Source organism: Candidatus Aegiribacteria sp. (assembly GCA_021108435.1).
Taxonomy (GTDB): domain Bacteria; phylum Fermentibacterota; class Fermentibacteria; order Fermentibacterales; family JCC-6; genus Aegiribacteria.
The window spans coordinates 1-24,624 of record JAIOQY010000179.1 but is presented as its reverse complement, the minus strand read 5'-3'; the positions used below and the strand labels follow the sequence as shown (position 1 = coordinate 24,624).

Annotated in this window: 28 protein-coding genes, 2 tRNA genes and 1 other RNA gene; 27 read left to right on the top strand and 4 right to left on the bottom strand. The window is 45.8% G+C overall.

Annotation, left to right across the window (positions count from 1 at the left end; translation table 11 throughout):
* Positions 1-18: 18 nt before the first annotated feature.
* From K8R76_10485 to K8R76_10470, 4 genes are all read right to left on the bottom strand, one after another.
* Positions 19-408 (bottom strand): hypothetical protein, encoded by a 390-nt coding sequence (locus K8R76_10485; GenBank protein ID MCD4848602.1) that lies wholly within the window; start codon positions 406-408, stop codon positions 19-21.
* Positions 409-593: 185 nt separating this feature from the next.
* The gene (locus K8R76_10480; protein MCD4848601.1) at positions 594-2,390 is read right to left on the bottom strand and encodes a B12-binding domain-containing radical SAM protein; all 1,797 of its coding nucleotides are present in this window, start codon (positions 2,388-2,390) and stop codon (positions 594-596) included.
* On the bottom strand, positions 2,377-3,228 hold the full coding sequence (locus K8R76_10475; GenBank protein ID MCD4848600.1) for a hypothetical protein: 852 nt from the start codon (positions 3,226-3,228) through the stop codon (positions 2,377-2,379). Before K8R76_10475 ends, K8R76_10480 begins: the two co-directional genes overlap by 14 nt.
* Positions 3,225-4,475 (bottom strand): MFS transporter, encoded by a 1,251-nt coding sequence (locus K8R76_10470; protein ID MCD4848599.1) that lies wholly within the window; start codon positions 4,473-4,475, stop codon positions 3,225-3,227. Before K8R76_10470 ends, K8R76_10475 begins: the two co-directional genes overlap by 4 nt.
* 196 nt (positions 4,476-4,671) lie before the next feature.
* On the opposite strand from K8R76_10470, the gene K8R76_10465 reads away from it, so the two are divergent.
* The 27 genes from K8R76_10465 (at position 4,672) to dxr (ending at position 24,552) form a co-directional block, all read left to right on the top strand.
* On the top strand, positions 4,672-6,324 hold the full coding sequence (locus K8R76_10465) for a phosphoenolpyruvate carboxykinase (ATP) (protein ID MCD4848598.1): 1,653 nt from the start codon (positions 4,672-4,674) through the stop codon (positions 6,322-6,324).
* Between the two features lie 93 nt (positions 6,325-6,417).
* Positions 6,418-6,510, top strand: a tRNA-Ser gene (locus K8R76_10460).
* A gap of 110 nt (positions 6,511-6,620) precedes the next feature.
* A complete protein-coding gene (locus K8R76_10455; protein MCD4848597.1) occupies positions 6,621-8,471 on the top strand; it encodes a tetratricopeptide repeat protein in 1,851 nt (616 codons plus the stop codon).
* 62 nt (positions 8,472-8,533) lie between these two features.
* A tRNA-Ala gene (locus K8R76_10450) sits at positions 8,534-8,609 on the top strand.
* Positions 8,610-8,630: 21 nt separating this feature from the next.
* Positions 8,631-9,431, top strand: coding sequence for a hypothetical protein (locus K8R76_10445; protein ID MCD4848596.1), 801 nt, complete (start codon positions 8,631-8,633; stop codon positions 9,429-9,431).
* A 57-nt stretch (positions 9,432-9,488) separates the two neighbouring features.
* Positions 9,489-9,750: signal recognition particle sRNA large type (ffs, locus tag K8R76_10440), an RNA gene on the top strand.
* A 26-nt stretch (positions 9,751-9,776) separates the two neighbouring features.
* Entirely contained in the window at positions 9,777-11,252 is a 1,476-nt protein-coding gene (gene dnaX, locus K8R76_10435; protein ID MCD4848595.1) for a DNA polymerase III subunit gamma/tau, read from the top strand.
* Positions 11,253-11,278: 26 nt separating this feature from the next.
* Entirely contained in the window at positions 11,279-11,593 is a 315-nt protein-coding gene (locus K8R76_10430; GenBank protein MCD4848594.1) for a YbaB/EbfC family nucleoid-associated protein, read from the top strand.
* Positions 11,590-12,177: a recombination mediator RecR gene (gene recR, locus K8R76_10425; protein ID MCD4848593.1), complete on the top strand. Its 588-nt coding sequence runs from the start codon at positions 11,590-11,592 to the stop codon at positions 12,175-12,177. The genes K8R76_10430 and recR overlap by 4 nt, the downstream gene beginning before the upstream one ends.
* A 3-nt stretch (positions 12,178-12,180) precedes the next feature.
* On the top strand, positions 12,181-12,798 hold the full coding sequence (pgsA, locus tag K8R76_10420; GenBank protein ID MCD4848592.1) for a CDP-diacylglycerol--glycerol-3-phosphate 3-phosphatidyltransferase: 618 nt from the start codon (positions 12,181-12,183) through the stop codon (positions 12,796-12,798).
* Positions 12,795-13,262 carry a phosphatidylglycerophosphatase A gene (locus K8R76_10415; GenBank protein ID MCD4848591.1) on the top strand — a complete coding sequence of 156 codons (468 nt, stop codon included), beginning with the start codon at positions 12,795-12,797 and terminating at the stop codon, positions 13,260-13,262. Before pgsA ends, K8R76_10415 begins: the two co-directional genes overlap by 4 nt.
* Positions 13,192-13,755, top strand: coding sequence for a CinA family protein (locus K8R76_10410; GenBank protein ID MCD4848590.1), 564 nt, complete (start codon positions 13,192-13,194; stop codon positions 13,753-13,755). The genes K8R76_10415 and K8R76_10410 overlap by 71 nt, the downstream gene beginning before the upstream one ends.
* Positions 13,752-14,291 carry an RNA 2',3'-cyclic phosphodiesterase gene (thpR, locus tag K8R76_10405; GenBank protein ID MCD4848589.1) on the top strand — a complete coding sequence of 180 codons (540 nt, stop codon included), beginning with the start codon at positions 13,752-13,754 and terminating at the stop codon, positions 14,289-14,291. Before K8R76_10410 ends, thpR begins: the two co-directional genes overlap by 4 nt.
* Before the next feature lie 4 nt (positions 14,292-14,295).
* Entirely contained in the window at positions 14,296-15,342 is a 1,047-nt protein-coding gene (gene recA, locus K8R76_10400) for a recombinase RecA (protein ID MCD4848588.1), read from the top strand.
* A gap of 96 nt (positions 15,343-15,438) precedes the next feature.
* Entirely contained in the window at positions 15,439-15,972 is a 534-nt protein-coding gene (locus tag K8R76_10395; protein MCD4848587.1) for a recombination regulator RecX, read from the top strand.
* Positions 15,969-16,487 carry a hypothetical protein gene (locus K8R76_10390; protein ID MCD4848586.1) on the top strand — a complete coding sequence of 173 codons (519 nt, stop codon included), beginning with the start codon at positions 15,969-15,971 and terminating at the stop codon, positions 16,485-16,487. The genes K8R76_10395 and K8R76_10390 overlap by 4 nt, the downstream gene beginning before the upstream one ends.
* A gap of 35 nt (positions 16,488-16,522) precedes the next feature.
* Entirely contained in the window at positions 16,523-16,885 is a 363-nt protein-coding gene (gene yidD / locus K8R76_10385) for a membrane protein insertion efficiency factor YidD (GenBank protein ID MCD4848585.1), read from the top strand.
* A complete protein-coding gene (locus tag K8R76_10380) occupies positions 16,855-17,697 on the top strand; it encodes a hypothetical protein (protein MCD4848584.1) in 843 nt (280 codons plus the stop codon). The genes yidD and K8R76_10380 overlap by 31 nt, the downstream gene beginning before the upstream one ends.
* A gap of 245 nt (positions 17,698-17,942) precedes the next feature.
* On the top strand, positions 17,943-18,398 hold the full coding sequence (gene rplM / locus K8R76_10375; protein MCD4848583.1) for a 50S ribosomal protein L13: 456 nt from the start codon (positions 17,943-17,945) through the stop codon (positions 18,396-18,398).
* Positions 18,395-18,781, top strand: coding sequence for a 30S ribosomal protein S9 (gene rpsI / locus K8R76_10370; protein MCD4848582.1), 387 nt, complete (start codon positions 18,395-18,397; stop codon positions 18,779-18,781). Before rplM ends, rpsI begins: the two co-directional genes overlap by 4 nt.
* A gap of 129 nt (positions 18,782-18,910) precedes the next feature.
* A complete protein-coding gene (gene rpsB, locus K8R76_10365) occupies positions 18,911-20,038 on the top strand; it encodes a 30S ribosomal protein S2 (protein ID MCD4848581.1) in 1,128 nt (375 codons plus the stop codon).
* Positions 20,038-20,634 carry a translation elongation factor Ts gene (gene tsf, locus K8R76_10360; protein MCD4848580.1) on the top strand — a complete coding sequence of 199 codons (597 nt, stop codon included), beginning with the start codon at positions 20,038-20,040 and terminating at the stop codon, positions 20,632-20,634. The genes rpsB and tsf overlap by 1 nt, the downstream gene beginning before the upstream one ends.
* Positions 20,634-21,359, top strand: coding sequence for a UMP kinase (gene pyrH / locus K8R76_10355; protein MCD4848579.1), 726 nt, complete (start codon positions 20,634-20,636; stop codon positions 21,357-21,359). The genes tsf and pyrH overlap by 1 nt, the downstream gene beginning before the upstream one ends.
* Positions 21,353-21,910: a ribosome recycling factor gene (frr, locus tag K8R76_10350; protein MCD4848578.1), complete on the top strand. Its 558-nt coding sequence runs from the start codon at positions 21,353-21,355 to the stop codon at positions 21,908-21,910. Before pyrH ends, frr begins: the two co-directional genes overlap by 7 nt.
* A gap of 31 nt (positions 21,911-21,941) precedes the next feature.
* Positions 21,942-22,619 carry an isoprenyl transferase gene (locus tag K8R76_10345; protein MCD4848577.1) on the top strand — a complete coding sequence of 226 codons (678 nt, stop codon included), beginning with the start codon at positions 21,942-21,944 and terminating at the stop codon, positions 22,617-22,619.
* Positions 22,619-23,443, top strand: a complete 825-nt coding sequence (locus tag K8R76_10340; GenBank protein MCD4848576.1) for a phosphatidate cytidylyltransferase — start codon at positions 22,619-22,621, stop codon at positions 23,441-23,443. The genes K8R76_10345 and K8R76_10340 overlap by 1 nt, the downstream gene beginning before the upstream one ends.
* Positions 23,440-24,552 (top strand): 1-deoxy-D-xylulose-5-phosphate reductoisomerase, encoded by a 1,113-nt coding sequence (gene dxr / locus K8R76_10335; GenBank protein ID MCD4848575.1) that lies wholly within the window; start codon positions 23,440-23,442, stop codon positions 24,550-24,552. Before K8R76_10340 ends, dxr begins: the two co-directional genes overlap by 4 nt.
* The last annotated feature ends 72 nt before the right edge of the window (positions 24,553-24,624 follow it).

Here is a 24,624-nt window from a genome sequence, read left to right as displayed (position 1 = left end):
AGCATGAATGATTTCCGGTTATATCTGTTCTATTTTGGTTATGAATTCATTATTGACAAAAGCTCTGATAGTGTTGCAATCAGGATCACAGGGTGTTAAGAAGAACCCTAATTTGTCCGGGTGATATCCCATACCTGTTCCGGCGAACTCTTCACCATCCCTGAAAAGCACGTAGTATTTTTTGACATATGCAGCCTGGGTATCATCGAAGTCCTTCATGTCCTTGTGTTCGGGATCACCTTCGAAGTCTTTCACGAAAAAGACGGCTTTCAACTTGTGAATATCTATTATTTCCGTTTCATGATCTTCAATAGAAGCAAGATGAAATGTAGTCCTGTTAATAGAGAAATCGTTAGTATATCCCTTCTGTATACTGCCGTCAGCATAATGCACAACAACCTTATTCACTGTTAATCCCTTCAATAAAATATATAAATATCCAACCCGCATTCAGCACAAATACTCTGCTGCAGCGACATATATAGCTACCGCAACCATTTGCAGCGCTTCGCTACGAGAACTTGTGATGGATGCAGGCTGGTATATACTATCTATGAATATGTCTACACGGGGTTTATGTCAAGCGATGCTTATCAGATTCCCAGGATTTCTCTGCTCCATCGTTCTTCCATGATCCTGTTCTGGAAGAGAACCTGGTGTATTGAAGGGATGCTTGCTGAAAGATCTTTGATATTCCATTCAATTCCGGGCAATCTGACAGATACACCCATATCCCAGAATTTGTCAGGGAGTTCGGTTGGAGAAGGTGCGTCTGCTACAATTGAACACGTACCGGTAGCAGCCTCAATCCAGGTTGGGTTGAATTCATGCCAGTCAGCAAGAAGGATGGTTATTCTGAGATTGCCCTGTCTGCCAAGTACCTTTGCAACTCTTCCGGAGTAGTCAAGAGGATTGTCGAGTTGACGCAGAAGACCGATCAGGTCCAGCGGGAATTCAACAGCAGGTTCGATTATAACATCAAGGATGCAGAAAGGATCGGACTGCAGCCTGCTTCTGACGAATTCGATAATCCGCTTCCTGTCGTTCCATGGATTATCCGATCTGAATCTTATCGCGCCATGCCTGAACGATGGCATTCGTCTGGACAGTTCAGTGTCTGTGGAAAGATCGATATACTCTGTACCAGCCCATTCATCAAAAAGCAGCGGTCTGGGGTCAAGATCAAGATCGTAACCAAGAATATCAGCGATTTCCTCCCTTGCTGCCGTGTATCCTCCCATACTCATGTCTGTGAATCGGTAGTAGGGTGGACGGGGCATGAATCGTTCAGCCGAATCTATTCTCATCTGTGTTCCCGGAAGCATTGAGAGATGAAAAACCTGAACATGTTGATGCAGACCCATGTCCCTGATTATGCATGCAGATTTGATTGAGCCTGCCGGAGTATCGCCCGGAAGACCAAGCATTAGATCGATCACAGGAGTTACACCGGCATTCTTAAGATTAAGAGCGCCATCAAGTATATCCTGAGGGTCTCCCAATCGTCCGGATTGTCTGAGAACCTCTGGATTTCCCGATTGAAAACCAATTTCAACACTCCTGAATCCGGCCCTGGCAATAGCATCAGCGATATGTTTTGATATCGTATCACCTCTCATTTCACCAAAACAGTTAATTCTGAGACTGATCATTCCTTCAAGAAGCTCGATGAGATCCGGTCGGTTATTAAATGTTGGATCAAGAAATACAATCTCTCCTGCTCCGGCGCCGGACAGTCTCGAAAGAAGTGCAATAGCATCTTCTGCAGGAAGTATCCTGGGAACCGGATGGTTTCTCCTGTATGAACAATAGCCGCAGGAGCCGGAACATCCTCTCACGGTTTCGATATGAATTGAAGCCCCTTCAGAAGGATCCAGATAACCGGTCAGCCATGGATTCGGCCATGATCCGGGGATGAAATCCATCTGACCTATTTCCAGAAAGCCTGAAGAGGTTTCAATGATACTAATTGCTGAATCATACGTAAGTATTTCACTGGCAACAGGTTCACCCTCACCAGAAACGAAAAGATCGAATTCCTTATTTCTCAGAAGCCATTCATTATCAGCCGTAACTTCCGGACCGCCTGCTGCAATAATGATATCAGGTAATTTTTTCCTTATTTCTTTAGCGATGTAAATGCTTCTCTCCACATTCCAGGAATAAAGAGTAAAAGCAATAAGCCGGGGAGATTTTTCGGTGACCAGATTAACCAGGGTTCTATCTCCGGATATATCTGTTGTATTCTGGTCGAGAACAGAATCCCTATGAAGCCCTGCTGCACTTGCAAGAGAAGCACCGGCGAGAGGAACGTTTCCTGTTAATTCGAGTGGCGCGGATGGATTCAATGGAAGCTGCAGAAGTAGTGCTTCGATGCTAGCCCTGGCCAATCCAGTTCCTGCTTGCTGCTGTTAATCCGGCAAGAAGCCAGGAGATATTTACAATCCAGGCGATTATTATCAGAGTAAAAGCGACAGGATGATGAAGCTTGCGTTTATTACGAAAAAGGAATACTGATGTGAGAAGCAGCATTGTGAGTACCAAATGAAGTATTGCCGGACCCGCATGATTACCGGATTGAAGAACCAGAAAAAGATGAAACAGGAACGTCGCAAGTGCTATCAAGACTGTAGTGCGGAGTATCCGTCTTATCCAGTATTCCGAAAAGGCAAGAGGCGGGGAAAAATAGTAGAGATTACTGCCTTCCCTGGCTAAAAGCCGGATAAAATAGGTACATACGAGCGGAAATGAAAGAGACAGCATGAAAAGCACAATGAAAGAAAAAGATGACAATATCCAATCAGTCTGATAGAAAGCGGATTCATGTGCATTCACTGCCGTTAATCCGGTAAGGATAAGGAGAGTAAGCAGTATGATCTGCAGGAACACAGCGCTTCCAAGTACTGCCCACTGTTTGATGATTCTTCTGTTAGCTATCCTGACAACCTGAATCAGCAAAATCAAACCGGCAAGCTGACCAGGTGTTGTATATAGAACTTTCATTCCTGACAAAGCTGCGATCAAGGCAAAAAGAATTCCGAAAATCAGAAGCTGTCCAATGCGTATCCATACAAGCAATCTGGTTATTCTTGATGGATTTCCATTGGACAGTCTGTCGAAGGAGTCATCAGTCAGATCGATATCCAATAAGGGAACTGCTTTGTTCAGTCTGTGACAAAGTTCTTCGACTATCAAAAGAAAGAACGATATCATAGATACAATAATCATACTGCTTCTTCCGGTGTTCTGACCTTTACCAGAATAAGACCACCTGCAAGGAAGAGAAACGCAAGAGACAGGATGGATAACCTGGAGCTTCCGGTAATATCACTTATCAGAGCGAACATCAATGGGCCGAATATACTTGCAAATCTCTGAGAAATCGAGAAAAATCCAAAGTACTCAGCGCTCATTCCATCAGGAATAAGCTTTGAGTAGAATCCACGGCTTACGGCTTGTAGTCCACCCATGAACAGACCGACAATTCCTGCGAGTATCCAGAAATCAAGAGCTTTTTTCATCCAGAAAGCGTAGAGGATAACAAACACATAAGCAATTATGCCGGTGAAAAGCATCTGCTTTGAACCGTATTTTTTTGCGAGTTTTCCGAAGAGAAGGCTGCCTGGAACTCCTACAATCTGAGTTAGAAGAAGAGCGCCGATAAGATTCCCTGAACTTAGTCCAAGCTCCACTTTTCCATAGATTGTGGCCATCATGATAACAGTCTGTATACCATCATTATACAGAAGGAATGAAATCAGGAATCGAAAAATATTATTGTTCTTCCTGATGTGTTTGAATGTTGAGAAAAGCGTTGATATTCCATGTTTCAGAGAGCCGATGAAAGTTCGTTCTCCCCCCGAAGGCCCCTCCGGAACCCTGAGAAAAAGCGGAATAGAGAAAAGAGACCACCATACAGCTACTGACAGAAAAACGTATCTCAGAGCAACAGATGCATCAGCAAAACCGAATATGGATGGTTTTCTGATCATAAGGAGGTTTATTGCCAGAAGAATGCCCCCACCAAGGTAGCCGAATGCATATCCTCTCGATGATATGAGATCTCTTCTCTCCGGTGTTGCTACGGAAACAAGCAGTGAGTTATAGAAAACGTTTGCTCCGGCAAAGCCAATCTGTCCCAGAACAAGGATTCCCAGAACAAGCCAGACGTCTCCAGCTCCGGTCATTGACAGCAGAACAGTTGCCAGCACGCCTGTTCCAGTCATTATTAAAAGGAATTGTTTTCTTCTTCCTCCGGCGTCAGCCGTTGCTCCGAGAACAGGAGCGAGTAATGCAACGAAGAATGCGGCAAGAGCCATCGCATATCCCCAGAGCGAAGTGGCGCTGCCTGTAAGCTGTCTTCCGAGGAATGCCCATTCCACAGTGTTTCCACCACAAATTGTCTCAGCGAAGTACACAGGCAATACCGCGGCAACTACAGTTGTAACGAATGCGGAATTTCCCCAGTCGTACATGCACCATGCATTTTCAGGCGATAATCTGAATATTCTTTTCAGAGAAATTCCTCCTTATCATTGCAGGAACATAAATGGTTGGCGAATTCCTTCAAAGCATGAGTGTACATTCATGCTGGTTAGAGGAAAGATCATGGAGTATTTTACGAACCTTGTATCAATCCAATTTAGAGCAAAATTTATCGAAGGGATTCAGATGACACTTGGGAAAACAGTATCAGAGGTTCTGGATTCGAGAAATAATGTAATGGAGAACATTTCTCGCAGAGAGATGATCAGAAAAGCAGTTGATAACGGGGAAGCTCTTGTAAGCGCTTGCGGCGCTCTTGAAACCTGGACACCTCCGGAGTCAACAGGCAGGAGTCCCAAAGATACGATAATTGTGAAACGCAGTTCAAGTGAAGACACAATTGACTGGACCAGCCCCAATAATATTCCGGTTGATCAGGAAACCTTTGACATGGTCTTCAAGGATGCATTGAAAATTCTGAAGGAAGTTCCCGAAGTATTTGTCACCGACAGGCTTATTGGAGCAGAACCTTCGTATTCCCTGCCGGTCAGGACAATAACAGATATGGCTCTTATCGCTTTATTTACAGATAATATGTTCCGACCATGCGATGAAACCGTTACTGAAAATTCGTGTTTCAGAGACAAACCATTTACACTCATAGCACTTCCATATCACAAACTGGATCCGGTGAGATACAAGGACCGCCTGAGGATAGATCCAAGGCTTGGCCACACCTCGACTATGATGGTTGGCATGGATATGGACAGGCGGATCGGGATTGTTTTCGGATCTGCATACTGTGGCAGTGTTAAGAAGCTGATATTCACTGTAATGAACTATTATCTTCCTGAAGAAGGTGTTCTTCCTCTTCATTGCAGCGCGAACGAGGGGATCGATGGCAGAAGCGCTCTCCTTCTTGGGCTTTCAGGAACAGGAAAGACAACGCTTTCAGCAGATCCTTCAAGAGCTCTTCTCGGAGATGATGAACATGGCTGGAGTGATTCCGGGATAGCGAACTTTGAAAACGGATGCTACGCAAAACTCATTGATCTCAGCGAGAAAAATGAACCAGAGATATTCAATGCCTGCTTCCATATCGATGATTACCTTGAACATGGATCCATTATCGAGAATACCATGATGTATCCTGATGGTCACTTTGATCTGTATGATGACAGGCTTACGCCTAACTCCAGAGGTTCCTATCCGCTTCGTTACCTCTCCAACATAAAGGAATCATCTGTAGCCGGTCATCCAGCAATAATTCTTTTTCTCACAGCAGATGCGAACGGTGTAATACCTCCAATTTCGAAGCTCAACAGAGGACAATCCATGTTCTGGTTCCTTATGGGCTACACCAGTAAGCTTGCTGGAACTGAAACAGGAATAACTGAGCCTGCCAGCACATTCTCACGCTTCTTCGGGGAACCATTCATGCCCCGAAACCCGGAAGTTTATGCTTCCTTGCTGGGCAAGAGAATGGATGCGCACGGAACAGAGGTATACCTCATCAATACAGGCTGGAGCGGTGGGCCTTACGGAGTTGGTTCAAGGATAGACCTTCCCCTCACCAGAATAATGGTGCATGCTGTACTTTCCGGAAAACTCAGCGATGTGAGCTTTCATGAAGATCCGGTATTTCACGTGATGGTTCCGGATACCTGTCCTGGATTACCTGATGATTCAATGCTTGATCCTGTGAATACATGGAGCGATCGGGAAGCCTACAGGAACCGGGCAGAGAAGCTGGCTTCCGAATTCAAGGCACATTTCGACAAAACGTATGGGGACAAGGGCATCTCGGAAGAGATTGCATGCGAGTGTCCTGGCAAGTAATATATTGATCGTGGCGGATTCTGTCCGGAGATTCTTGAATGGTTTCTGAAGTTGACAGATTACTGTATATTATCTATCAATTAACACTTGCGCGGAGAGATGTCCGAGCTGGCCGAAGGAGCACGGTTGGAAACCGTGTAGAGCGTGTATTCGTTCTCGAGGGTTCGAATCCCTCTCTCTCCGCCACCCTGGCCGTATGCCGATTTCAGATACTCTGAGTATCTGTCACTGAGGTTATTGAGTCATATTTACTTATGATCTACGGTGTATGAGGTTTCTTTATCAGGGAGGATTATATGTCTGATACATTTACCGATGAAACCTACAATACTCTTTGTAGAGATGCTGAAAACTACCTTGCAGGTGGATCTCCTGAACAGGCTCGAGAACTTTTACTCAAGGCTATATCGCTTATCGGAACCAGGCCTAGAGCAAGAAGTATTCTTTCTGATACCTGCATGAGTATGGAACTTTGGACTGAAGCCAGGTCTCAGCTGGAAATACTTATTACACTTGAAGATGGTGTTGTAGGTAATAATTTCAGGTTAGCTCAGGTTCTGGAAGAGCTTGGCGAATATCAACTTGCGTATGATAATTACAGTGTTGTACGTGAAGATGAACCAGATCATCATGGAGCTGCGGTTGCACTGAAGCGAATTGCCGCAAGAACAAAAGAATCAGGTGTGAATCTTGCTGACATATTTGCTGCATCAAGCGGCAAAACAGATACTTCCCCTGATTCGTTGCTGGATGAAAAACAGGATAATGAACAACTCAGGGAGGGTATTCAGGTGTTTCCCGACGTTCCAACCGATAGCTTATTTGCTGATTCAGAGGATGAAAATGAGAACAGTATTGAGAAGCTTCTCAAGAATATAGGATTATCTCCCGATGAATCTGAAGAAGATGATTCAGATGATATCTCAAAATTACTTGAGAATATAGGAGTCTCAACATCTGAGACTCTCCAGTCTGTTTTCTCAGAATCCGGTGCAGAGGAGACAGATACATCAGACGGTAAAAAAACTGACAACACAGGAGACTCAGAATCCGATGATCAGGGAGATACCGAATCAACTATTGAAGAAATTCCTGATGCGAAAAAGAAACCGAAAGGCCCGACTCTGGATGAGATTTTTGGTACAGCATCGATTCCCTCCGAGAGTGAAGAGGAAATTGAAGAATCAGGTGAAGAAGTAACAGAAACTGTTGAGGAACAGGAACAGGAACAGGAACAAGAACAAGAACAGGAACAGGAACAGGAACAGGAACAGGAACAGGAAGAAGAGGGTGTGGAAGAAGATTCAGATCAGCCAGCTTCAGATACTGAAACTGACGCCAGGGTTCCGGATACGGAAGAGGAGAGTGATTCCACTTACACTTCCAGTGGATCTCTGCAGGCGATCTTCAACGATGCAGAAACGAAAAAACCCCATACCGAAATAGTCGATGAAGAAACTTCTGAGAAAAGCGAATCAGACTCTGCGCAAATTGAAGTTCTAATAGGTAAGAGTCAGGAGGAAGAAACTCCTTCTGAGGTAGAAGAACCCGAAGAGCAGGTTCAGGAAGAGGAAAAAGTCGAGGAGCAGATTCAGGAAGACGAAAAAGTCGAGGAGCAGATTCAGGAAGAGGAAACCATTCTGAGTTTTGATCCCTGGTCCATTGATTCAGGACTGCTTACCGTCTATCTGACTTCCGGGTCAGTTGATATTGATCAATGCCTGCTTACTGTATTCGAGGATACTCTTTCTGTTAATATTAATAAAGACGGAACCTGCACTATTGTCGGCTGCGGAACCTTCCTGCTGAACTGTGGCCCTGAGGAGCCATTGATTCTGGAATTGTCAGAGAATATGACCGTTCGGCTCAGTGCTCTGATCCTTACTACCGGATCGATAAGTTCTGAACCGCTGGATGGTCAACCGGACAATTCGCTTGCTGTATTGAAGGATCAGGTGCAAATGAAAGGCGTATTCAGAACCCCTTCTCCAGTACGTGTTATCCTGCTTGGAGGGAATAACAGGATCTTCAATGTCAGAACTGCATCCATAATTGCTTCAGATCCAGGAATAGTCCTGTCGAATGAGAATTCCCCTGATAATTACACAGTAATAACTGGATTTGGGAAACTCTATCTCATCGAGTGAACTCGAGGGGAATCGTGTACTTATTCATCTTCGAGATTATTTCAGAATTTCAGCCTGCCGGTGGGGATGTAGCTCAGTTGGAAGAGCGCTGCCTTCGCAAGGCAGAGGTCGGCGGTTCGATCCCGCTCATCTCCACCATTTTTATATGTAATTTCAAACATGAGGAATAGTAAAATAGAAATTGCCTGGCTGAATCAGCCGGGACGCCTATCAACAAAAATGGCATCGGTTTCAGATGGTTTTCAAGCTTCGCCTCCATTTGCGAGTGTAGTCGTTGTCGCGGAATGCGAAAAGAATGATCCTGCCTGTGCTTTAACATCTGCTGCCATAGTAAGGGACACATTTGCTGAGGGAGTAGCTTACGGCATTGATGATGCGTTGAACAACGCTTTCAATGAAGTTTTAAAGAAAAACTCTGAGAATGGACATGACTCATGTTCAATTGCTTCTATCGCGGTTCTCGGCTGTGAAGTCCGGGTTGTCAGTACAGGAACATGCCATGCATTTCTAACACACGGAGATATTCAGGAGGAGAGCATGGAAGGCAGTTCGATGATTAACGATATTCTTTTTCATCGATTTGTGCTGGAATATGGCCAGTCTGTAATACTTGTAACCCACGGACTAAGAAAACTCATTGGTTCAGTTGTTGCTGCCAGGCATACATCACTCTACAATGATCCACTTGCTGAATGTCTCGAAGAGATGGTCGCGGAAACCCGTATCAGATTCAGAAAGAAAGGTGGTTCAATTGCTGCAGTGAGACTTGGATCAGGTTCAAAAAGGATTACAGGACTCTTGAAGAAGTCTGGTTTCTCCATCGTATTGATCGGTACTCTGGTGCTTGTTGCACTTTCAATTCTGTGCAATAAACGGGAATACAATAATGAAAATTCCGGTATGGAATCACCGGATTCTGCATCTTTCTCAGAGGAAATTGTTATGCCTCTGAGTCTGTAATGAATAGAAACTCCCTCTTCTCTCATTTATCTCCTCGAAGTATATTCTTTCCGCTGGCCGTGCTGGGCGGGGAGCTAGCGGTGCCCTGTACCCGCAATCCGCTATAGCGGGGCTGAGATACTCTGTGCGGCATAGCGTAGCGAGTCTGTTTCATTGTAAGCGGTGTTGATGATCAGGACTTGAGCGACGCCAGCCCGTGAACCCCGTCAGGACCGGAAGGTAGCAGCGGTAAACGGAGACTGTCGGGTGACTCAGGCCAACCTGATTTGAGCTGGCTGCATTTTACGATTCGTGAAGCATGTCCAGCAGATTTGTACGGCCAGCATTTCCCGATTGGAGGTTTGCTTGAGTTATCTGGTTTTTGCACGAAAATGGCGTCCTCAGTCTTTTGAAGAGGTTCTTTCTCAGGATCATGTGACTGTTACTCTCAGAAATGCAATTGAAACTGACAGGATTGGACATGCGTACCTGATGACCGGTCCTCGCGGAGTTGGAAAGACAACAACTGCGCGAATACTTGCAAAGGCTCTGAACTGTGAAAATGGACCAACTCCGACTCCTTGTCAGGAATGTGATTCCTGCAGACAGATTGCCGCTGGTAATCACATGGATGTTCTGGAAATTGATGGTGCAAGCAATAGAGGTATCGATCAGATCAGGGATCTCCGCGAGAAAGCAAGATATGCAACAGTATCAGGGAGATATAAAATCTACATCATCGATGAGGTTCACATGCTTACAAATGAAGCTTTCAACGCTTTGTTGAAGATACTGGAAGAACCCCCTGATTCTGTGGTTTTTATCTTTGCAACTACGCGGCCGAGGAAAGTGCCCGACACGATTCTCAGCAGATGCCAGAGATTTGATTTCAGACGGATCTCAGTAACTGATATGTCCGAGTATCTTCGAATGGAAGCCTCCAAAGAGGGGATCAGCCTTGATTCCACAGCACTTAGTCTCGTATGCAGATCCAGCGGGGGAAGTATGAGGGATGCTCTTTCATTGATGGATCAGCTTGTAAGTTATTCAGGCACTGAGATTCGTGGCGAGGAAGTAGTAAAACTTCTTGGTATCGTAGAGACCGATCTTCTTGCCGTTATTACAACAAATATATTGGCAGGAGAGACAGCGAAAGCTATTGATTCGGTTTCCGCAGCACTTGCAAGAGGCTACAGTGTGGATGAATTGATAGATGCCTTGACCGTTTTCCTTCGCAATTTATTGTTGATTGTTTCCGGTGCTTCAGGCAGTTTGGAAGACGTTCCGGATTCTGAAATTGAACTTCTCAGGTCAATGGCTCCGAATATTCCTGATGTGGCGGTTCTTAATATCCTGAGAATTATCAGCGGAGCCGCAATACAAATCAAAAGAAGCACTCTTCCGAGAGTTATTCTTGAGACTGCGATAATGACAGCATCCAAATTATCCTGTGTATTTCCAATCAGCGATCTGCCTGATGTAGCTGTGACAATCGCACGGAATGAAGCTGAGGCTGTCCTTTCATCAGGTGAATCGGTCACTCTGGAAAGTAAGCGTGCAGAAGAGATGGAACCCGTCAGAGAAACTGGAATCTCTGATAATGAGCGGAATGAGAACACTGAACAGAGAAGTAACGCAGAACTACCTGAAGAGGATTCTGAAATTACTGCACAGGGCTTGCATCCGCAGGATGATTCACACGAAGACTCGCAGGATGATAAATCTAAGGGCGAAGGTGAAAGTGAATCTGAAGAAGAGGATGTTACTTCAAAGAGCGGTATTGATAATGAGAAAGAAAAGGAAACTTCCCGGAAGATCATGGGTCTGTTTGACGCCGTTTGATCTGTCTGGAGTATGCGGGAGGATTAATGGATCAGAAACAACTCAGGAAAATGATGGCCCAGGCTCAGAAAATGCAGAACGGCATGCAAAGAATTCAGGAGGAGCTTGAAGATACCAGAGTAGAAGGTTCTGCTGCTGATGGTCTTGTCAAAGCAGTAGTTACAGGGCAAGGTGAACTTGTTGAGCTCAGTATATCGAAGGATGCAGTTGATCCCGATGATATTGAAATGCTCGAAGATCTTGTTCTGGTTGCGGTAAAAAATGCAGTATCCGAGAGCCAGAAGCTGTCAAAAAGCAGGATGGATACCCTGGGAATACCGGGAATTGGGGGAATAATGTGAGCTCTGTGCTTTTCGACAGACTCGCTGAGCAGCTTCAGAGACTACCCGGAATCGGCAGAAAAACCGCTTTTAGACTCGCATTCAGTCTTGCGGATAACAGGGAGTTTGCAAAGGAACTTTCAGATGTTCTGAAATTGACATGGGAAGAAGTTAGAGAGTGTCAGATCTGCAGAAATATCACGGAGAATGAAGTTTGCGATATTTGCTCAAGCACATCTCGTAATGATTCTGTATGCGTTGTTCACAATCCCGCTGATATGCGTTCAATCGAAGATGCCGGACTTTTCAGGGGAAAGTATTTCGTACTGCACGGATTCCTTGCTCCGCTTGACGGAATGGGGCCTGATGAACTTGGTATCAGTAAATTGAAGAAGATGATAGAGAATTCAGGAGCTGATGAGATTATTCTGGCGCTGGATTCTACAGCTGACGGAGAAGCAACATCAGCCTATCTTGCCAGAACTCTTGAAAAAACAGGTGTTCGGATTACTCGACTTGCAAGAGGTCTTCCCCCCGGAGCCTCTGTGGAATTCGCTGATTCTCTTACGCTTATGCAGGCGTTTGAGGGTAGACAGAAGGTTTGACAGTTGCAGTTGAACTGGCCCAACCGGATATCTATTCTCAGAATTCTTCTTAGTCCCTTATTCATGATTCTCCTTATTGATAACAGGCAAGGATCACGTATAGCTGCTCTTGGCGTTTTTGCAATTGCTTCTCTTACTGATCTTTACGATGGGTACCTTGCAAGGAAATACGGCTGGATAACGAATCTCGGAAAATTTCTTGATCCTCTGGCAGACAAACTGCTGGTAGCTCTTGCGCTTATCGGTCTCAATCAGATTGATCTTGTACCTGCCTGGGCTCTCTACCTGATAATAGGCCGGGAGCTTCTGGTTACAGGGCTCAGAGCAATAGCAGCGTATGCGGGAGTGCTTATTCTGCCATCGCGAATGGGCAAATACAAGACTCTGTCTCAAATGCTGTCCATGTTCTTTTATCTGTTGTTCTCAGTTCTATATTACGGATCACATATTGAAAGAGGAGCATTTCTATCCTCTGTTGATTCAGGATCGATGTTATCCATCAAAAGTCTGCTGCTGTTATCTGCTGATACCCTGATACTCATCGCTGTATTCCTCTCCATAATTTCCGGAGCAGATTATTTCTGGCGAAACAGATCTATTCTAAGGCGGCTTGTGCTGTGAAGAACCTGGCACGGTATACCGGAACAGCTATTGCGACAGTCTTTGGAGCGGGGTATTTGCCGGTTGCTCCCGGAACTGCCGGAAGTCTGATATCCGCATTGCTGTTCTTTTTGATCCCTTCTGGAAATTCATTCCATTTACTTGTTCTCGCAGTTATTCTTCCAGTTGGATACTGGAGCGGTTCAATCGGTCAGAGATTATGGGGCGATGATCCCTCGCGGGTGGTGATCGATGAATTTGCAGGGTGCTGGATTGCATGCCTTGCAGTTCCTGTTTCATGGGGTATTGCGGGAATTACCGTTGCATTCATCCTATTTCGATTGTTTGATATTTTGAAGCCATGGCCGGTATCAGTTTTTGACGAAATGAAATCTCCTGCTGGAATACTGCTTGATGATGTTGCTGCCGGTGTACTGTCAGCGGTTATCATCATTATTGGAAATCAAATCTATGGAATTATCTGACAGGATTCTGGTCAGGAAGATCGGTGCGATTCTGCGGCGGAATGAACAAACTCTTTCAGTTGCTGAATCCTGCACAGGAGGACTCCTGGGAATGTTGCTTACTTCCGAACCCGGTTCATCAAAATGGTTCACAGGCGGAGTCATAGCTTATTCGGACAGGATAAAAACAGATTTGCTCGGTGTGCCGACAGCAATGATTCAGGAGTTTGGCGCAGTAAGCAATGAAGTGGTTACTGTCATGGCCGGTGGTATACGAAGTCTTACCGGAACTGACTACTCGATTTCCATTTCAGGAATCGCCGGTCCAGCAGGCGGAACACGCGAAAAGCCGGTTGGAACTGTCTGCATGGCAGTCGACAGAGACGGATCCTGTACAGCCGAGATGAAGCATTTTCCCCATTCCCGTTCACAATCGAGAGAAGTGGTCAGAAAAGCATCGGCAAGCTATCTTCTTTCGATGTTGTATTCGAGATTACGAGAAGATGGAAAATGAGGATATTCGTAGCACTTGAGCTGCCGGAACACATTATCAGGGAAATTCACGGATGGCAGGAACAATTAGTATATCTTCACCCCTCACTCAAATGGGTCAAACCTGAGCACATGCACTTGACTCTAAGATTCTTTGGAGACATAAAAAGAGATAGAATACTCGAAGTTGAGAAACTGCTGTCTTCCAGACAAATGGGGCTGCTGGAATTCACACTTGATAAACTTGGATCTTTTTGTGGTAAGGATCAACTTCCATTCGTATACTGGCTTGGAGGAAGTTTCCCATCCGCAGTCTCGCATATGGCGGAAGATCTCGGGGGAATCCCGGATGATCGCGGCAGGACTAACAGTAAAAAATATCTTCCGCATATAACGATTGCCAGACGAAAAAAGTCATCCGCATCGCCGCAACTTCCGGAACCACCGGTACTGCAGGGTATATTTCATGAAGCGGTTATATTTAACAGCAGACTGACTCCGGCTGGACCGGAGTACAGCAGGTTGAAAAGATTCGATCTTCATTTAGCAGAAAGGTAGTTCAATGTCTGAAAAACGCAAATCTGCCGAGAAGGAAAAAGCTCTAAAAGCGGCTTTTCTCCAGATCCAGAAACAATTTGGACAGGGTGCGGTAATGCGACTGGGTGAACACCCTCACATGAAAATAGACATAATCTCAACAGGTTCAATTGCTCTTGATGCCGCGTTGGGAATTGGAGGCATACCCAGGGGAAGGGTTACGGAAATATATGGAGCTGAAGCTTCAGGAAAAACAACTCTTGCCCTTCATATCATTGCCAGCGCTCAGAAAAATGGGGGTGAGGTTGCGTTTATAGATGCTGAACATGCTCTTGATCCCACTTATGCTGAAAGACTGGGTGTTATAGTAGATGATCTTCTGGTCTCTCAGCCCTCAAACGGTGAGCAGGCACTGGAAATAACTGAAATGCTTGTTAGAAGTAACGCGGTCGATGTCATAGTAATTGATTCTGTTGCGGCGCTTGTGCCCAGAGCTGAAATTGAAGGTGAGATGGGTGATAGCCATGTAGGCCTTCAGGCCCGGCTGATGTCACAGGCTCTCCGAAAACTGACCGGTGCAGTGTCTCACTCGAATTGTGCTGTGGTATTTATCAATCAGATCCGGATGAAAATTGGCGTGATGTTCGGCAATCCTGAAACTACAACCGGCGGCAGAGCACTTAAGTTTTACAGCAGCATACGTCTGGATGTAAGACGAATTGCATCTCTGAAGCAGGGTGATGAAGTTATAGGAAGCCGTACAAGAATAAAAGTTGTTAAGAATAAGCTGGCCCCCCCATTCCGGAATATTGAATGCGATATTCTCCATGGTTTCGGAATCTCCAGACATGGTGAACTCATTGATCTGGGAATGGATATCGGTCTGATAACACGCAGGGGAACATGGTACTCAATGGAGGACATTCAGCTCGGACAGGGACGCGAGAACAGCAGGACCTTCCTTCAGGAAAACCCTGATATTGCCGATTCCCTTGAAATGAAGATAAGGGAGAAACTTGAAATACCCGGACAGGAAGATACCCAGGAGGAACCGGGAGAGAAAAAGGAGTAGAGACTGGCTCTCATAGAGGAAATCAGACAGATCAGGAAAGGCTGGTTCCTTGTCATAGCAGGCGGAAGATCATGGCTGCTTCCACAGGATCAGATCGTGCGGATGGGACTTGAACCTGATGCGGAAATCGATGCTGCTGCTGTTGAAGAAGCTGCTGTTCGTAAACAGGCACCTGCAGCCAGAAAAGACACTGAGAGATACCTGGCGAAATCCGAGCATACAGCCAACCAGCTCAGAAAACATCTTCTTGATAAGAAATATCTTGAGCAGGTTATTAATGATACCCTGGAGTGGGCGGAGCGAAGTAATATTGTAGATGATGAAAGATATGCATCTATCTTTCTGCGAAGCCATTCCAATAATTCTCCGATGGGGAAATACCGGATTCGTGCTGAACTCCGGCGGAGGGGGATTAAAGAAAGTATCATCGATAGTATTCTTGAAGAGTATGACGACAACGAGCTGTCTGAGATTCTGATAAAAACTGTGAAAAGCAGATATGCTCACCTTGATAGCGATAAGGCATTTCGAAGAGCTGCCGGTTACCTGAGGCGCAGAGGATTCAACTCAGATCTTATCATGATGGTAATAAAGAGTGCTTTTGTTGATTCAGGAGAGGATACTTCGTGAGGAACCGGTGGTTCCTTTACTTCTGGACAGAACTTGGCAGAAGGATGCTTGAACCTGATTCCGTTTCTGAGATTCCCCTGTATCTTCCGTCGGTCATGGCAGAAGTTCTGTCATCACCAGCACCTCCTGCACTCAGGAGGTCTGTCCTGCAGCTTGATAATCGGCTTGATTCAAGAAAGGCAAGGTATATATACAGATATACCTGGGAGATACTTCGGGAACACGGATTCAGTCGACCTCTCCGATTACAGCCATGGCCGGGTATCTCATTGCTTCTGCCATTTGTTAAAGATAACATCGCTGTAATCCCGCAATCGTTTTCAGAAAGAATACCCCCTTCGAAAAGAGCTTTGTCACTGGTTGGCAGATCCGCAGCAGCTTTGCTGGAGGGGTATGAGCTGTGGGTTGTACCTGCAGTCTGGAATGATGAGATTACTTCTATCTTCAAAGACGGCGGAGTGAAAGCGTGCTCACTGGACAGGCTCGAAGGCAAATGCGAACACGGGTTTTCATGAAATTCTCGATTATCTGCCAGATTATTGCCATGTTCATGCTATCCGGGAATCATGCCGATCAGTTCAGCATATTCAGTAATCCTGCTGAGGTGAACGATGAAATTCAGATCGAAAATTCTTTCGGTGATGTTCTTTTCATTCAATACAGGGCTGTTTTTAGAGATCTCCTGGGCAGGAAATGTGTATTTTCTCCCAGTTGTTCAGAATACGGCCAGGAGGCGATGCAGACGCACGGGTTTGTCGTAGGAATGATGATGGCTCTTGAAAGGTGGACCAGATGCCATCCGGCATCACTTGGGTATGGCGATTATCCGGAAGCGGGAATGTACAGTGTATCGGATCCGGTTGAGGAAAGAGAGGAAAGCATATGCTGGGGACAATCCTTGCTGCCATTCTGACAGTATTTCCACATTCAACTCCTGATTCGGGCTATGCCGATTTTCTGTACTCAAGCGGAGAATACGAGCTGGCTGCCGGAGAATATCTCAGAATTATTCATGCTAACAATGCTGATACTCTCTCTTGTCCTCTGGTTTCGCTCCGGCTGGCCGGATGCCTGCAGAAAATTGGCCGCTTCAGCGACGCGTTGTTTCTCTATACTTTCCTTGGTGGCTATCTGACTGATCGTGATATGCAGGCGGGTGCTCTCATGGGAGCAGGTGCAGTACTGGAGGAAACCGGTGAATTCACTTCGGCAAGGCTTGCGTATGTCGATGCCGCTCGTACTGCTGCCGATATTGGAATACAGAACAGAGCAGATATCATGGCGGGGCTTATGTACGCTAGAATGGGAAGATGGGACAGCTCGGCGGAAGAGCTTTCAAGGATATCATCTTCCGGAGGGCCATTTGCTTCCGGAGCGGAACGGCTTGCAGGGGTTGTCTCCAGAGGTTCCTCTCTGCCTGAAAGAAGTCCCTTCTGGTGTGGATTGTCCAGCGCGGTATTACCGGGGTCAGGACAGATGATATGCGGGCATTTCACGGATGGAGTGATTGCGCTGGGAGTTAATGGATTAATGGCCTACCTGTTCTACGAATCGTTGCAGGAAGAGAACACAACCACATCTGTCCTTCTCGGATGGCTGAGCCTTTCTTTCTATGGCGGAAATATCTACGGCGGCTCAAAAGCTGCCAGAACCTATAACTCGGCTCGAAGACGTGAACTGCTTGAAGAAATAACCGGTATTATAGAGAATGAGTACATCTTCTGACCTTGACTTTTTGACTGAATTAAAGCAGTTTACCTGTTCCCTTCGGCAGTTTTGCATCCGGTAATACACTCCAGAGTTGCGGGAGTTATCTGAGAAGCAGAACTTTCAGGGATGGTATAACTTTCGGATAAGTAGAAGGTAGTTCTTGTAAGTAGATGTGTTCCAGCGATATTCTTCTGAAGAATCACTGGAAATATTGGTGCAGCAGCACTGGATTAAGAAGTTTGCTTGATCAATGGAGGTTCATGAAAGTGAAGACCTATTCGGCCAAGACCGGAGAAATTGAGAGAAAATGGTGGCTGGTCGATGCCGCAGGACACTCTCCTGGAAGATTGGCCTCGACAATTGCCATGATACTTCAGGGCAAAAACAAGCCGGTATATACTCCGCATATCGATACCGGTGATTTCATTATTGTAACAAATGTTGAGAAAATGCGGTTTACGGGTAGAAAGCTTGAGCAGAAAGAGTACCATCGTCATACAGGATATCCTGGTGGCAGGAAGGTTACTCGCATGATAGAACTGCTTGATAAGCATCCTGACAGAATTCTCAGAAAAGCTGTTCAGGGGATGCTGCCAAAGAACAGACTTGCTCGAAAGCAGATCAGGAAACTGAAGATTTATGCCGGAAATGAACACCCGCATGAAGCTCAGGAACCACAGATTCTTAAAATTAATGTTTCAAGGGAGGTGAGATGAAGCAGTACATAGGTGTAGGAAGAAGAAAAAAAGCAACTGCAAGGTGCTATCTGAGACCTGGAAACGGTAAAATCAAGGTTAACCAAAGAGACCCAGGAGAGTATTTTGTCCTTCTCAGGCAGTTTGAGCATGCATTTGAGCCACTTGAAACAGTTGGAGTATCGAGCAAGTACGATCTGCTTGTAAATGTTCACGGTGGTGGAATTACCGGGCAGGCCGGCGCAATAAGACTTGGAATAGCAAGAGCTCTGGTTACAATAGATCCCGAATTCAGGCCTTTGCTGAAATCGGAAGGGATGCTTCGGCGAGACCCAAGAATAGTCGAGAGAAAGAAATACGGTCAGCCGAAAGCAAGAAAGCGCTTCCAGTTCTCAAAACGATAAACACAGATGTGCATGATATTTATCTGCCTCATCTGAATACACACGGCTGGTGGTGATAACCTCGGTGTCTCCGTTACACGGAGATTGGTTCAATCAAATCAGCCGGCGGATAACCGAAAGGATAATTAAATGGAAATACCTTCCATGCAGGAAATGCTGGAGGCCGGAATTCACTTCGGTCACCAGAAAAGTCGATGGAACCCGAAAATGCGGAATTACATCTTCATGGCTCGAAACGGTATTCATATCATTGATCTCAAAAAATCCAGAGCCCTTCTGGAGGATGCCTCCAATCTGATCGCTAAAACTGTCGCGTCCGGAAAAAGCGTTCTTTTCGTTGCCACAAAGAAGCAGGGAAGGGAATGTTTGAAGGAACACGCCATAAGATGTGGTCAGTACTACGTTACTGAAAGATGGATGGGGGGCATGCTCACTAATTTCAAGACCATTTCTAAAGGCATAGAAACCCTGGTTGAACTTGAAAAGGCTGAGAAGGATGGGTTTCCTGCAAGCATGACGAAAAAGGAGATTCTTCAGAAAAGAAGAAAAAGGGAAAAACTGGAGAAGGATCTTACAGGTATTCGTCACATGAAAAAGCTGCCTGGAGTAGTCGTGGTTGTCGATATCAAGAAGGAGCAGATTGCTGTTCATGAAGCAAGGAAACTTAATATTCCCTGTATCGGAATAGTTGATACGAATTGTGATCCGACCGAAGTTGATTATCCGATTCCGGGAAATGATGATGCGATCAAATCCATTTCATTGATTATTGGTACTCTGGCTGATCACGTCATTCTTGGTGCTGAAGGGGCTGCTCCTGATACTACAGCGGAGAAACCGATCCCGACGGATGATAGTACAGGTGGTGTTGAAGCTGAAAAAAGAAAGACAGCTTCTGCCGCACCGGAGAAGAAGACAGCTGCCGCCAAACCGGAGAAGAAGACGGTTGCCGCCAAACCGGAGAAGAAAACGGTTGCCGCCAAACCGGAGAAGAAAACGGTTGCCGCCAAACCGGAGAAGAAGACAGCTGCCGCCAAACCGGAGAAGAAAACGGTTGCCGCTAAACCGGAGAAGAAAACAACTGCTGCCAGATCTGAGAAGACAACAGCAGATACACCTGCAAAGAAAACTACGGCCAGAAAGACTGAAAAGAAGGCTGCAGCAGAAGAAACTGCTGGAGATATTACAACGGATACAGCTTCAGTCAGCGAAAAGCCGAAAAATGCTCAGGAAGAGGGAAAGGATTCGGGTGAATAATGTCCGTTAATCTAGATCATCTGAAACAACTGAGAAAAGCCACTGGAGCAGGAATGATGGACTGCAAGAAAGCGCTCGAAGAAAGCAATGGAGACATGCAGGGAGCTATTTCATTCCTTCGGGAAAAGGGTGTTAAAGTTGCATCCAAGAAAGCTCTCAGAGAAGCTTCGGAGGGACTGGTTGTATCATATATACATCCTCCCGGCAAGCTCGGTGTGCTGGTAGAGATTAACTGTGAAACCGATTTCGTTGCCAGAACCGATGACTTCAAGAAGTTCGCAAAAATGGTAGCAATGCACATAGCAGCATATCCTCCAAGTGTTGTATCCCGCAATGACCTGCCGGAAAAAGAAATTGAAGCTGAGAAGAAAGTACTTCTTGCGCAGCTGAAAGATTCTGGTAAACCGGATAACATCATAGAGAAGATCATTGAAGGACGACTGGACAAATATTACGCTGAAGCCTGTCTTCTTGATCAGGAATGGGCGGATGATCCTGAAGTAGGAACAGTTAAAGATGCACTTACCAATCTGATAGCGAAACTTCGTGAAAATATCGTTATCAGTCGGTTCGCCAGATTCTCCATAGGAACCTGATGAAAGAGGAAGACCAGCCTGTCAGGATTCTCCTTAAATTAAGCGGAGAGGTTCTGGCTGGCGAAACTGGTCACGGTCTTGATTCTCTTACAGTAAAGAAGCTGACAGATTCCTTGATGGATCTTGTTTCAGATGGTATTCAGGTTGGAATCGTAACAGGTGGGGGCAATTTCATCCGGGGAAGAGATCTTTCGTCAGTAGATCGAATTACCGGGGACCAGATGGGAATGATTGCTACTGTAATTAACAGTCTTGCACTTAGAGACGCTATTGAGAAGCACGGTGGTAATGCTGCCGTGCTTTCTGCCATTGCGATGCCTGGCTTTCTGGAACCCTTCTCATCCCGCCTTGCGAATGACTATCTTGAATGTGGATATGTTGTCATTTATGCCGGCGGAACCGGCAACCCATGTCTGACAACTGACACTGCGGCAGCACTCAGAGCGGTTCAGACAGGCTGTTCTATGCTGCTGAAAGGTACGAAAGTCGATGGCATTTACGACAGTGATCCAATGCATAATCCCGATGCGAAACGATTTGCGCAGTTATCATTTGACGAGGTTCTCAAGCTCGACCTGAAGGTTATGGATGCTGCAGCTGTTGCCATCTGTCGCGATGCCGAACTTCCTATTAGTATTTTTGATATCAGGGATCCGGGGAATATTGTCAGGATTCTTTCAGAACCGTCTATTGGAAGTATTGTTGGGAGGAATGATTCATGGTAACCGAGCTTCTTGAAGATCAGAAAAACAAAATGAAGAAAACAGTAGAAAATACTGCACGCGAAATGGCTGTTATCAGAACCGGGAAAGCCAGCCCTGCTTTACTTGATAACATCCGTGTGGAATGCTGGGGAGGGCAGCACCCGATAAAACAGGTTGCCGGTCTTTCCGCACCGGAACCAAGGCTTATCGTTATTCAGCCTTTCGATCCATCAACATCTGATGCCATTGTAAGAGCGATTCAGAAATCAGATCTTGGACTCAGAGCTAATGCGGATGGTCCGGTTATACGGATTCCTGTGCCGAAACTATCCGATGATAGAAGAAAAGAATTGGGCCGTCATGTCAGAGCGATGGCAGAGTCGGGAAGAACATCTATCAGGAATATCAGGAGAAGTGGTAATGAATTGCTGCATAAGGCCAGCAAAGCAAGCGATATTACCGAGGATGAAGAGCGTAAGGCTCTAAGCGAGATACAGGAATCAGCCGATAATGCCATTACCGAGATAGACAGACTTCTTGAGGTGAAGGAAGCTGACATTCTTGAGGTCTGATAACTCTCTGCTCACGCATGTGGGTATTATTATGGACGGCAATGGTCGCTGGGCAAGATCGCGCGGTCTTCCAAGAATTGATGGACATAAAGCTGCTGAGAAATCCATTCATGAAGCAGTTGAATACTGCGGCGAGATTGGAGTCAAATACCTTACTCTATTCGCCTTTTCTACAGAAAACTGGAAACGCCCAAAGGCTGAAGTCAGTTTCATAATGTTCCTTCTAAGCAGATTCATAAAAAATAACATTGACAATCTTGATGACAAAGATGTTAAGATTCGCGCTACAGGCAGACTTGATGATCTTCCCGCAAAACCCCGTGCTGATCTTGACGCAGCTATTACCAGGACAGAATCTAATCAGGGTCTGAACCTGATTCTTGCATTGAGCTACGGCGGCAGAGCGGAGATAGTTGATGCCGTGAAACGCATAGCCGGTGATATTAAAGCCGGCAGTAAATCCATGATGGATATTTCAGAAAAATCAATCTCTTCGCGCATGTACCTTCCTGACGTACCCGATCCTGACTTGATAATTCGTACGAGCGGGGAGAAAAGGTTTTCCAATTTTCTTTTATGGGAATCAGCGTATTCAGAATTGTATTTTACCGATACTTTATGGCCTGATTTCAGACGGAAACACCTGCAGGAGGCTTTCGAGGACTACGGATCCAGGCGGAGACGTTTTGGAGATATTGGCGGTAACTGATGAAGCCATTTCATTCACTTGTGAATAGAATTGCCATTGCCGTTCCAGGTATTGGACTATTTGTTGCGGTAGCTCTTCTGAATATACCGATTCTTACAGTCATACTATTTTCTTCAATAGCAGCATTGTGCGGAGCAGAGGCAATTTCTCTCCTGGACTCCGGTGCAGGAATTTCAAAGAAAGTAGGAGGAGCGATTCTGGCTGGAGGTGCGGCTGCATCAGTTTCTCTGCTTGATCCTGCTTTCGCTTTAGTGATTCTCCTGATTCCAGGTGCAGTGATGTCACTCTGGTGGGTTCTCGAGGAGGGTGTTACCGATGCAGGAAAAAGGATTACGGGCAGCATCGGAATCATGGCTGTTATCGCGCTCGGTTTTGGTCTTCTGGCAAGATTGAGACTTGATTTTGAGTCACCCTGGATTCTTTTCATACCGCTTATTCTATGTTGGGCTGCAGATACGATGGCCTATTTCATTGGAAGTGCCTTCGGAAAACACAAACTGGCACCCGCTGTCAGCCCGGCAAAATCCTGGGAGGGATTCATTGCAGGTATGGCGGGAGCTGTTGCAGGAGCAGTGTTCGCAGGTACAGCTGGAGCAGGATTCCCACTGTTTCTGATGGTCGCGACCGGAATAGCAGGTGGAATAGCTGCTGTTACAGGTGATCTTTTTGAATCCGCTCTGAAAAGGGATGCAGGCATAAAGGACACCGGCTCAATCCTTCCGGGGCACGGAGGTGTGCTTGACCGGTTTGACAGTATTCTTGCTGTAGTTCCTGTAGTATGGTTAATACTTATGTTCTACGGATCTGCAGGAGGTTCCTTATGAGTATCAGAAAAGTTGCGGTTCTTGGCAGTACCGGCTCTGTCGGTAGACAGGCACTTGAAATAATCGATGCCAGACCGGACCTGCAACTTCATTCAATTCTATGCATGAGAAACAGCAGCCTTCTTCGACAGCAGAAGGAGAAATTCCTCCCTTCCATGAGTGCGATTGTTTCACCTGAAGGAGATATTCCGCATGATATCATCAAAGGAACTGAAGTTCTTGATCAGGTCATAGAAGGCGCTGACATAGTTCTCAACGCGATAGTTGGAAGCGCCGGACTCAAAGCCAGCATTCTATGCCAGGAACTGGATATACCGATTGCGCTTGCGAACAAGGAAAGCCTTGTTATTGGTGGTAAACTGCTGAAAGATCATCTGAAGGCTGGGAAGGTGATACCGGTAGACAGCGAGCACAGTACAATCGCAAGATGCCTTCAGTCAGAAAGAAGACCTGTCAGAGGGATTACTTTAACCGCGAGTGGCGGATCCACACTCCTGATGCCAATTGATGAGATCAGAACTGCCGGACCTGAGCAGATTCTGAAACATCCAACCTGGGAAATGGGTTCAAGGATCACTGTAGATTCTGCAACCATGGTTAACAAGGCATACGAGGTTATAGAAGCAGGCTGGCTTTTCGAGAATATTCCCGTTAATGTGGTAATTCATCCACAGAGTATTGTGCATTCATTCATAAGACTCGAGGATGGTTCATGGAAAGCTCTGCTCGGTCAGCCGGACATGAAAGTACCGATTCAATTCGCACTTCAGTGGCCGGACGGGGAGCTTGATTTAATTGCTGGTGATAGACCTTTTAACTGGGGAACACTCACGTTCAGGGAAATGGATGAGACAAGGTATCCTGCATTCAGTACTGTTGTTCAGACCGGAATCGATGGAGAGACTTTTCCGGCAGTGGCAAATGCGGCAGATGAAATTGCTGTTCAAGCGTTTCTCGATGGCAGAATTCTCTTTGGGAATATTGCGGAAATCATTGATGAAGTGCTTTCCCTTCATCGATCCTTCTCTATCGGGAGTCTTGAGGATATACTCGAAGCTGACAGGAATGCGAGAGCCGTTGCTTCCGGAATTGTGAGTAAATTATGCTGAGTGTTGTTGCCATAATATTCGGGCTGGGAGTGATTGTATTCTTTCATGAGATGGGGCATTTTCTCATGGCGA

Coding starts and splice junctions, on each gene's coding strand:
- frr (MCD4848578.1), top strand. CDS start 21,353: ATGGTAACCGAGCTTCTTGAAGATCAGAAAAACAAAATGAAGAAAACA.
- rpsB (MCD4848581.1), top strand. CDS start 18,911: ATGGAAATACCTTCCATGCAGGAAATGCTGGAGGCCGGAATTCACTTC.
- K8R76_10430 (MCD4848594.1), top strand. CDS start 11,279: ATGGATCAGAAACAACTCAGGAAAATGATGGCCCAGGCTCAGAAAATG.
- K8R76_10345 (MCD4848577.1), top strand. CDS start 21,942: ATGGACGGCAATGGTCGCTGGGCAAGATCGCGCGGTCTTCCAAGAATT.
- yidD (MCD4848585.1), top strand. CDS start 16,523: ATGCTATCCGGGAATCATGCCGATCAGTTCAGCATATTCAGTAATCCT.
- K8R76_10340 (MCD4848576.1), top strand. CDS start 22,619: ATGAAGCCATTTCATTCACTTGTGAATAGAATTGCCATTGCCGTTCCA.
- thpR (MCD4848589.1), top strand. CDS start 13,752: ATGAGGATATTCGTAGCACTTGAGCTGCCGGAACACATTATCAGGGAA.
- K8R76_10410 (MCD4848590.1), top strand. CDS start 13,192: ATGATGTTGCTGCCGGTGTACTGTCAGCGGTTATCATCATTATTGGAA.
- rpsI (MCD4848582.1), top strand. CDS start 18,395: ATGAAGCAGTACATAGGTGTAGGAAGAAGAAAAAAAGCAACTGCAAGG.
- K8R76_10470 (MCD4848599.1), bottom strand. CDS start 4,475: ATGTACGACTGGGGAAATTCCGCATTCGTTACAACTGTAGTTGCCGCG.
- recA (MCD4848588.1), top strand. CDS start 14,296: ATGTCTGAAAAACGCAAATCTGCCGAGAAGGAAAAAGCTCTAAAAGCG.
- pyrH (MCD4848579.1), top strand. CDS start 20,634: ATGAAAGAGGAAGACCAGCCTGTCAGGATTCTCCTTAAATTAAGCGGA.
- K8R76_10445 (MCD4848596.1), top strand. CDS start 8,631: ATGAGGAATAGTAAAATAGAAATTGCCTGGCTGAATCAGCCGGGACGC.
- K8R76_10455 (MCD4848597.1), top strand. CDS start 6,621: ATGTCTGATACATTTACCGATGAAACCTACAATACTCTTTGTAGAGAT.
- dxr (MCD4848575.1), top strand. CDS start 23,440: ATGAGTATCAGAAAAGTTGCGGTTCTTGGCAGTACCGGCTCTGTCGGT.
- K8R76_10475 (MCD4848600.1), bottom strand. CDS start 3,228: ATGATTATTGTATCTATGATATCGTTCTTTCTTTTGATAGTCGAAGAA.
- tsf (MCD4848580.1), top strand. CDS start 20,038: ATGTCCGTTAATCTAGATCATCTGAAACAACTGAGAAAAGCCACTGGA.
- K8R76_10380 (MCD4848584.1), top strand. CDS start 16,855: ATGCTGGGGACAATCCTTGCTGCCATTCTGACAGTATTTCCACATTCA.
- K8R76_10465 (MCD4848598.1), top strand. CDS start 4,672: ATGACACTTGGGAAAACAGTATCAGAGGTTCTGGATTCGAGAAATAAT.
- rplM (MCD4848583.1), top strand. CDS start 17,943: ATGAAAGTGAAGACCTATTCGGCCAAGACCGGAGAAATTGAGAGAAAA.